This is a genomic window from Streptomyces sp. NPDC057543, assembly GCF_042801895.1.
Lineage (GTDB): Bacteria > Actinomycetota > Actinomycetes > Streptomycetales > Streptomycetaceae > Streptomyces.
The window spans coordinates 1-8746 of the sequence record NZ_JBHVFF010000329.1 but is presented as its reverse complement, the minus strand read 5'-3'; the positions used below and the strand labels follow the sequence as shown (position 1 = coordinate 8746).

Annotated in this window: 7 protein-coding genes; 3 read left to right on the top strand and 4 right to left on the bottom strand. The window is 68.0% G+C overall.

What is annotated here, in order from left to right:
- A partial coding sequence (locus ACFU8Q_RS35715) for an RNA polymerase sigma factor (protein ID WP_384462566.1) occupies positions 1-1230 on the top strand: 1230 nt, incomplete at its 5' end.
- A 175-nt stretch (positions 1231-1405) separates the two neighbouring features.
- Here the strand turns inward: ACFU8Q_RS35715 and ACFU8Q_RS35710 are convergent.
- Together ACFU8Q_RS35710 and ACFU8Q_RS35705 are read right to left on the bottom strand one after the other, a co-directional pair.
- On the bottom strand, positions 1406-1774 hold the full coding sequence (locus tag ACFU8Q_RS35710; RefSeq protein ID WP_384462563.1) for a DoxX family protein: 369 nt from the start codon (positions 1772-1774) through the stop codon (positions 1406-1408).
- A complete protein-coding gene (locus ACFU8Q_RS35705) occupies positions 1771-2367 on the bottom strand; it encodes a TetR/AcrR family transcriptional regulator (RefSeq protein WP_384462561.1) in 597 nt (198 codons plus the stop codon). The genes ACFU8Q_RS35710 and ACFU8Q_RS35705 overlap by 4 nt, the downstream gene beginning before the upstream one ends.
- Positions 2368-3000: 633 nt before the next feature.
- On the opposite strand from ACFU8Q_RS35705, the gene ACFU8Q_RS35700 reads away from it, so the two are divergent.
- Complete coding sequence (locus tag ACFU8Q_RS35700; RefSeq protein ID WP_384462558.1) at positions 3001-5286, top strand: family 20 glycosylhydrolase; 2286 nt, start codon at positions 3001-3003, stop codon at positions 5284-5286.
- A gap of 345 nt (positions 5287-5631) precedes the next feature.
- Here ACFU8Q_RS35700 and ACFU8Q_RS35695 read toward each other — a convergent pair whose 3' ends face one another.
- Both ACFU8Q_RS35695 and tpg read right to left on the bottom strand, forming a co-directional pair.
- The gene (locus tag ACFU8Q_RS35695; protein WP_384462555.1) at positions 5632-6582 is read right to left on the bottom strand and encodes an SDR family NAD(P)-dependent oxidoreductase; all 951 of its coding nucleotides are present in this window, start codon (positions 6580-6582) and stop codon (positions 5632-5634) included.
- Between the two features lie 261 nt (positions 6583-6843).
- Entirely contained in the window at positions 6844-7605 is a 762-nt protein-coding gene (tpg, locus tag ACFU8Q_RS35690; protein WP_384462552.1) for a telomere-protecting terminal protein Tpg, read from the bottom strand.
- 577 nt (positions 7606-8182) lie between these two features.
- Between tpg and ACFU8Q_RS35685 the strand changes: the two genes are divergently transcribed.
- Positions 8183-8596, top strand: a complete 414-nt coding sequence (locus ACFU8Q_RS35685; RefSeq protein ID WP_384462549.1) for a hypothetical protein — start codon at positions 8183-8185, stop codon at positions 8594-8596.
- The last annotated feature ends 150 nt before the right edge of the window (positions 8597-8746 follow it).

Below are 8746 nucleotides of genomic sequence, written 5' to 3'. Positions count from 1 at the left end.
GACCTGCTGCGCGAGTTGGCGCCGCAGGTCCTCGGCGCGCTGGTGCACCGGTACGGCGTCTTCGACGCGTGTGAGGACGCAGTGCAGGAGGCGCTGCTCGCCGCCGCCCTTCAATGGCCGGCCGAGGGCCTGCCCGACAACCCGCGGGGCTGGCTGGTCACCGTCGCCTCCCGCAGGCTGGTCGACCAGGTGCGAAGCGAGCATGCCCGGCGGCGTCGCGAGGACCAGATCGCTCTGGCCACCCCTCAGGCGGAGCTGCTCAGCCATGCCGCGGATGCCGCATCGGGCACGGATCGGGACGACTCCCTCGCGCTGCTGTTCCTCTGCTGCCACCCGGCGCTGTCCGAGCCCAGCCGGATCGCGCTGACGCTGCGCGCGGTCGGCGGTCTGACGACCGCCCAGATCGCGGCGGCCTTCCTGGTCCCCGAGGCGACCATGGCCCAGCGCATCAGCCGGGCCAAGCAGACCATCAAGGCCTCCGGTATGCAGCTCCGCATGCCGGAGCCGGCCGACCACGTCGAACGTCTTGGGGCGGTGCTGCAAGTGCTGTACTTGATCTTCAACGAGGGGTACACCACCACGGACGGCGCCGACCTGACCGCACCGGCCCTGTCGGCCGAGGCACTCCGGCTCACCCGGCTGCTGCACCGCCTGCTGCCCGACGACGGCGAAGCGGCCGGGCTGCTGGCGCTGATGCTGCTCACCGAGGCGCGCCGGCCCGCCCGCACCGGGCCCGGCGGCGACCTGGTGCCGCTGGCCGAGCAGGACCGCGGCCAGTGGGATCGTCGGCTCATCGCCGAGGGAGTCGACCTGATCAGCCAGGCCCTGCCCCAGGGGCGGATCGGCCCGTATCAGCTGCAGGCCGCGATTGCCGCCGTCCATGACGAGGCCGAGCATGTCGACGCCACGGACTGGCCGCAGATCCTCGCGCTGTACGGACTTTTGGAACAGGTCACGCCGAACCCGATGGTCACCCTCAACCGCGCGGTCGCCGTCGCCATGGTGCACGGCCCCGCCGCCGGGTTGGAGCTGCTCGCCGCCCTGGAGTCCGACCGGCGGATGGCACGCCATCACCGGCTCCTCGCCACCCGCGCGCACCTCCTCGAGCTGCTCGGCGAGCACCACGCCGCGGCGGACGCCTACTTCGACGCCGCCCGACGCACCACCAGCGCACCGGAACGACGCCATCTCACCGCCCGTGCCACGCGCCTCACCTCCTCACAGAGCTGATCGCGCCCGTAGATCGACCCCCTTCCCGTGCCAGTCACCCGCGCCAGACCGGCACCGAGTCCTACCGGTCCCAGGCCACCTGCGACGAACGCGAAAACCACTGATGGAGGACCCTCTGTGACTTCGTGCCCGAGGGCGATCCCGACACTGCCACAACGACAGCGCCCGTGGTGAGTTACAACCGCACGAAGCTCACCATGAGCACAGCCAGGGACAGCAGTAGCATGCCCAGGCAGTTGACCCAGAACGTGGAGTTCAGGGCTCGCGCGCGAATGTGGGATGCGGCGGCCGCCAGGAAGTAGACAACGACCGCAGCAGTGGTCGTCATGGCGACGCCGGGCACCCAGAGCCCGACGATGAGCCCCACTACGGAGGCCGCCTTGAAGGTGATCAGCGCCCACCACCAGTCGCGCGGGAACCGTACGGCGTCCAGGCAGTCGACGATGAATCTCGGTGGACGGAGCATCATTGCGGTGTCGCCCGCCTGTATCCCGAGCAGGATCAGGATTGGCCAGACGGGAGACGGGAGTTCAGAGAGGGTCATCGGTCATTCTCTTCGTATACGGAGACGTATTCGGCGGTGCGCCGGATCCCGGTTGCCGCCTGCTGCCGGTCGGTGGATCCCGCGGCAAGCAACATCAGCTCACCCAAGTAGCTGGTGAACATCACCTGCGCACCGTGCCGGGCGCGGGGGGCGGGTATTCCCGCCTTCACCATCGCGGCGGTGAGATTTTCCTCGGTCAGCGTGCGCAGCCCGCCGAGGGCCGCGTTCTCGGGTTGACCTCGGGTCAGGGTCCGGAAGTACGAACGCGCAAGTTCGTCGTTCTCGGCGAACAAATCGAGGAACGGGTCGAAGTAATGGGCCAGGTAGTCGACTGCGGAGGCTGCGGACTCCGCCGCCGGTGGCGCGGGGATGCGGGCGGCGATGGCTTGGTCGTAGACAAGGCTCAACAGGGACTCCTTGTCCCCCACTGCCATGACGGCACCCACGGAAACACCCGCCTCCGCCGCGATCTGCCGCACCGTTGTGTCCTGGAAGCCACGCTCCTGGAAGAGTCTTTCGGCGGCCTCGATGATGCGGGTGGTGGTCCGCCGTTTTCGTTCGGCGCGAGTTGCCTGAACGTGTTCAGTGAACATGTTCAGAAGGTAGTCGGCGCGGCTGCACCGACGCAATGGTGTTGGTCATCACGGTTTCAGAACGGAGGCCAGGGGCCAGGACGAACGCGGCAACGGCAGCACGGGGTGGTTCGCGAAGGCCCACCGTGCTACCCCACGACTCTTTGTGGTCGGTGCCTGAACCCCGGATCCGGGCCTACCGCACGGACAACAGCCCCACCTGGTCCACAAAGGAGCCGGGCCCTTCCGAACTGCGCCTGTGAGGGACGCAGACCGACAGGGCCCGGTGGCACACAAGCTATCGCCACCCACCCCACTTCATCGCGGACACGCGGCGGTCCGGGCTGACGACTTGCCCAGCTTGCACACCTTCATTGGGCGGTGTGTCAGTCCTGCACGCCGGCCCCTCTTGTCAGCCCTGCACACTGGCCCCCGCCCGTCAGTCCTGCACGCTGCCCCCTCTTGACCGTGGTGCTCGCACGGGCCACACTCCCATCAACTCTTTACCGGTCTAGACCAGTTGATGGAGGCATCATGTCAAAATCTGGTCGTCGTGCCGTCCCTCGTCACCAGGGGTCGGCGAGGTTGCGAATATCGCGACTCGCCGGCTGCCTCGCAGCCCTGACGGCATGCTCGGTGCTGGTGTCGCCCGCAATGGCGAGTGAGGCAGGCGCGAAACCTACTGTTCGGACGACGCCTGGGGAGGCCCAGAGCGACGTCGTCGACCCACGCACGACCCTGCTGCCGGTTCCGCAGAACTGGGAGCCCGCAGGGGGGAAGCTCACCCTGGCGAACACGACCAGGGTCGTGATCGATCCGGCCACTGCCGGCCGCTGGACCGTTGTCTCAGGCATGACGAAAGAATCCGACCCCATTGTGTCGACCCGGCCGCTGCGCGAGGTCGCACGGTATGCCGCTCGAGACATCGAGGCCCGCACGGGTGTCCGCTTGCCCCTCACCCAAGCGAACAGTGCGAACGACAACGGCATCCAGGTGGCCCTCGATGCGACTCTCGCACCCGAGGTCGGCCCCGAGGGGTACCGACTGGAGATCGGTCGGACGGTGCGGCTCACCGCGCCCACGGCCAGTGGCATCTATTACGGGTCGCGCAGCCTGATCCAGCTGCTGGTCGGGAGCGCCGACCAACGCACCCTGCCCACCGGTGTCCTCACTGACCGCGCCAACACCACCGTGCGCATGAACACGATCGACGTGTCCCGTGAGTACTGGGAGCCTCGCGCCGTAGCCGACGTCATCCGGCAGATGGGGTACCTCAAACAGAACTACCTGGTGCTTCACGTCGATGACGCCGAGGGTTTCCGGCTCAACAGCCCCAAGTACCCCGGTCTGGCCGAGCCAGGCTTCAGCTACGACCGGGCTGACATCGAGAGTCTCGACCGGATCGCCCGGGAGAACAACGTGACCCTCGTTCCAGGTTTCGAGCTGCCGGCCCACGTCTCACCCAAGTCGGCCTACTTCCACGTCGGCATGGCAGACGGCCCGCGTGAGGTCGAACCGGGGTTCGGTGAGCGCGACACGGGCGCAACTCCGCAGAACACCTGCCAGGGCTACAGCTACAGCCACCTGACCGACGACTTCACGTTCAACCTCATGAACCCGAAGGCCCTCAAGGTCTCCCAGGAGATGCTCGATGAGTTCCTCCCCTGGTTCTCCTCGCCATGGGTCCACCTAGGTGGTGACGAGATGCCCCCGAACATGAACAACTGCCCCGCTCTGCGGGACTACGTGGCCAACTCGAACGGCAAGTACGCCACGACGGCCGATGTCGAGATGGAGTTCATCAATGAGGTGAATGACCACGTTCGAGCCAAGGGCCGCACCTCGGTGGTCTACAACGGCTCCGAGGCGTCGGCGCGCAACATCCCGCTCGACACCAACGTCGTGGTCATGGACTGGACCGGCAGTGGAACCGCCGCCCACCTGAAGCCCTACGACAAGATCGTCGCTGACGGCAGCTTCCTCTACCTGGTGCCGGCCCGTTCAGGCCGCCCCGACCAGCAGCGCATCGCCCAGACGTGGACCACACCCACCGACCCGAAGATCCTCGGGTGGGGCATGCACGTCTGGGGTGACGACTTGGGCTGGGCTGAAGGCCAGTGGCTCGAGTCGCTGTCGATCATGCCGAGAGGTCGGGTCGCAGACCGGCAGTGGAACACCCGCCCGCGCACCCAGACGGAGTACGCGGCATACGAGGCCACCATGCAGACCATCGGTACCGCACCGGGATACACGGGCTTCCTGAAGCCCAACGCCACCACGAACGCCCGACCGATCCACCAGTACGTCATGGATCCGGAGTTCCCCCGTGGCACCTATGACGCGCACACGTCGAACAACCGACGCGGAATCATCGACCGCTGCGACCTCAGCGGGATGACCCCGCTGTTCGTCTCGACGCGCTCAGCCACCGACCCGGACAAGGGCCAGGTGAAGGTCATCGACTCCGGCGGCTACTGGCTCGGGGCCTCCAACCTGACCGGACCCTGGTCGGTCACCGGCACCGTCAAGGTGAGCGGAACGGTGACTCTGCTCGGCCAGGTCGACTCCACGAACCGGGTCACCCTGAGCCCGACCGACGTCACCGTGCGCTGGAACGATGTGACCCAGAGCTTTGGTCGTGGCCTCGGGTCAGGGCAGTGGGCCGACTTCGCTCTCACCAGCGACGGTTCGGCCGTCACGCTGTATCTCGACGGTGAGCGCGTCGGCACCGTCACCAGTGAACTGACGCTGCCCCGCTCGCGGATGCTCTACGGCGCGTCCGGCACGACTCTCGCCGCCCTGGACATCTACGCACAGCGCCTCACAGCCGACCAGGTGTCCTCCGTGCGGACGCAGCGTCCCGAGGCTGTTTGTGCGACCTATCCCGCAGCGCCGACACTGCCCGCGCCTCGGCCTGCCGGACCACCGACACATAGCTGAGAAGGGCCCTGCTCTCCGGATCTCGCCCGTCCTCGACAGTCCCGCAACGAAGATCGCGACGACGAGCCACGAGCGTGAACATCTCCTGAGTCCGCATCGGTGTGCCGAAATCGAAACAGGGCGGCCGGACCTCGTATACGAGGTCTGGCCGCCCTGTCCTTGGAGACGCTGCACGCCGCGACGTACGAGGACTTGCAGCAGGCCAGGAAGCAGGTGGCCGACCGGCAGGCCGCCGCCGGCCGACTGGGCGGCATGTGACAAGGGGTTCCGAACCGGCACGCGGTTGTGACTTGGCGCCATGGTTGGCCAGCCTGAGCACGCTTGTTGGTCAGTGCGTGTTTGGGGCTATCCGGGGATGGTGGCGAGGTCGACGCCGGTCAGGTCACGGCTGGCGTCCCACAACCGCGCCGCTACGGAGGTGTCGGTGAGGTGGTTCCACGCCCGTTCACGTTGGGGCTTGCCGCGCAGGCTGAAGACACGCGGTCCCCACAGCTGCCCTCCGCGCGCGGAGGGGTCCAGCACCGCTCGGACCGCGGGCCATGCACCGGCGTGCTTGCCCTGGACGAGGAGGGCGGCTGGTGCACCGCGGAGCCGCGCACCAGCGGTCCGCACATGGACCGGCGGTCGTGACGGGGTCAGGGAGTCCAGCGCGCCGCCGGGATGGACCACCACGCTTGCCACCGTACTTCCGACGGCGCGCAGGCGGCGGTCGAGTTCGAGGCCAAAGTACATCTGCGCCAGCTTGGAGCGCCCGTAGGTGCGCTTGGGCCGATAGTCCTTCCGGGACTGCAGGTCGTCGAGGTCGAGCCGCTCGGACTTCGCCGCGAAGCTGCCCGTGGTCACGATGCGGGCCGCCGGTGCGGCCGACAGCAGCGGCATCAGCCAGTGGGTCAGCGCGAAGTGTCCGAGGTGGTTCGTGCCGAACATGAGCTCGTGACCGTCCCCGGTCTCCCGGCGCGGCGGGGCGTCGAGCGCGACGCCGGCGTTGTGGACCACCGCGTCGAGGTATTCCACATCCAGTGATTCCACCGCTGTTCTGAGCGACGAGAGGTCGGCGAGGTCCAGCCGCACGGCCCGCACCCGCGCGCCAGGGACACGCGAGCGGATCGAGGCCGTGGCCACTTCGGCCTTCGCGTGATTCCGGCTGCCCAGTACGACAGTGGCTCCGGTGGCGGACAACTGCTCCGCGACGAAGTACCCGATGCCGGCGTTGCCGCCGGTGACCAGGAAGACGCTGCCATCGGCACGCGGCAGCCGTTGGACATCCCAGGGCGGGGTGGAGGACGTGGACGACATGGCGGCGGGCTCCCTTGCTGTTGAAGGCGGCTGCGGCTGCCCCACAGGACGGCTCGACACCCACGGTTTCAGCGGCCACCGACACATCGCTTACGGATCGCCGACAGCCTCGCCGGACGGGGCGGACATCCTGCCGACGCGGTGCCGGCCCGTCGCAGCCCACCGTTGCCACCGAGCGTCATGGTGGCCAACCGGAGCACTGAATGGCCAACTGTGGCGCGCAGTCACAGTGGTTCAAAGCCCCTTGTCACGGGCGGGTGATCACAGCTCGATGTCGAGCCGTTCCACGTCGGTGAACTCCACCCCGAGACCGTGCGCGCGGCTGTTGTCGGCGCGGAAATACATCTGCGCGAGGCCGTCGGCCGCGATCTGCTGGAGCTGCCGCTCGGTGGCGCCCTGTTCGTGGGCGGTGAAGAGGCGGTCGGCCCACTGGGGCGGCAGGGCCTGGGTGATGTCGCGGATCCGGGCGTCGTCGGTCGTGCCCGCGGCTGCCGTGAACCCGAAGCGGGCGCGGGTGGAGACGACCAGGCCGTCCGTGGACGCCGCCCTCTCCCGGGCCTTAAGAGCGTCGGGTTGACGGGGCACTGGTTGCCGGCGGTGTCGTAGAGCCAGCGCAGGAAGGTATCGATCGTATGCCGGAGTCGCGCCGCCCGGTTTTTTCTGGCGGTTCTTCAGCTGACGTACCGCGACGCGGCCTTCGTCGCCGAGATGGATGGAGAAGATTCCAGACGCTGCGCGCAGGAGCTTCACCAGGCCCCACTGCTCCGGCTGGAGAGCGAGGGGGACCGGGTCTTGTGGGAATTCCTCTTTGAGTTGGGCGATATCTGCGCCGTCTGAAGTCCGGGGGTCGAGCCACAGCAGCAGTTGCGCCGGGTAGCCGCTGCTCTCAAGGGGCTCGTCATGCCACCTTTGGCACGCTGCTGCCCGGATGGCGGGACACCATCGTCGGCGATCTCGGCGGCGCCGGGTTCGTCTACCTGCTGCCGCACGACGGCCACCCGCTCCAGCTCGACCCGTACCCATGCCCGACCAGCGCAGCCGGGGCGCTACGCCGCAGGATCGGGCCCGCCCTGCTGTGGCAGGGCCCCCGCGCCGACGATCCCGCCGATGCCGGCACCCGCAGAGTTTCACGGTCCCGCTTCCTGCTTGCCCAAGTCACCGCACCCCAGGGCGTGGCGTGGCCGGGCCGGGTGATGCGGCGGCGCACAACTTCGGCATAGGACTGGGGCGGAGCCGCGGACCACCAGGACAGGGATGCTTGGCCGACGGACCGGTCACCGCGTTGCGCAGGCCGACGATCTCGGCCGTGAACTCCGGCCGCCTTTCCGGGGGATCGGCCCCTCCTGATTCAGTTGTCCGTCAAAGCGGACAAAGCCCAGTGGCGCGTGGTGAGAAGACCCTCGACTGCCGCCCGGGAACCGGCTCGCAACATCGGGTTTCGCGCGAATATTCCGACGCAACGGCTCTTCGGCGCGTGGTGGACCTCACCCACGAGGTAGTTCATCGTTCAACCATTCGGGGTTAGTGTCTTCAATGTCAGCAAGGCAAACAAGCACTAACTCACCCATTCGCATCGCAGGGTGGAGAAAGAGAGGAAATCATGACAAGCAGGACTGTTCGTCGGACTGTCGTCGCGATCACCTCGACCGCCATCGCCGCAGCCGGGCTTCTCGCCACCGGCGGCACCGCCTCGGCGGCGACGCACCCGAGCAGCACCCAGCCGGGCGCCGTATCCACCGTCCGAATCGCCGACCACCACAACGAGGACCGGCACGACAACCACAGCAGGGACCGGCACAGCGCACTCGGTGGCCGGGGCAGCGACGGCCGTGGCCACTGGAAGCAGGATCGCGATGGAGGCCGCCACTGGATCCGGCACGACAACCGCTACGGCTACCAGGCACGGATCGACGAAGACCGTCGCCAGTGGGTCCTCGACCAGATCCGCTGGGCCGAGAACCACGGACACACCTACTGGGACAGCCTGGAGCACCACGACGGTTCGCACCGCTGAGAATCGCGGACCCCAGGACCATCACCGCCCGGGCCGCCGCCCACCGACGGGCAAGTGACACGGCCCGATTCACCCCCCACCACATTGGGCGGGCACCGCGGGGGCGGCATGCGGTGTCATGGCCGCTCAAGGGACAGCAACGGCCATGAC

Excerpts from the sequence above, each read along its gene's own strand:
- ACFU8Q_RS35710 (WP_384462563.1), bottom strand. The coding sequence starts at position 1,774 with ATGACCCTCTCTGAACTCCCGTCTCCCGTCTGGCCAATCCTGATCCTG.
- ACFU8Q_RS35705 (WP_384462561.1), bottom strand. The coding sequence starts at position 2,367 with ATGTTCACTGAACACGTTCAGGCAACTCGCGCCGAACGAAAACGGCGG.
- ACFU8Q_RS35700 (WP_384462558.1), top strand. The coding sequence starts at position 3,001 with ATGGCGAGTGAGGCAGGCGCGAAACCTACTGTTCGGACGACGCCTGGG.
- ACFU8Q_RS35695 (WP_384462555.1), bottom strand. The coding sequence starts at position 6,582 with ATGTCGTCCACGTCCTCCACCCCGCCCTGGGATGTCCAACGGCTGCCG.
- tpg (WP_384462552.1), bottom strand. The coding sequence starts at position 7,605 with ATGGGTACGGGTCGAGCTGGAGCGGGTGGCCGTCGTGCGGCAGCAGGT.
- ACFU8Q_RS35685 (WP_384462549.1), top strand. The coding sequence starts at position 8,183 with ATGACAAGCAGGACTGTTCGTCGGACTGTCGTCGCGATCACCTCGACC.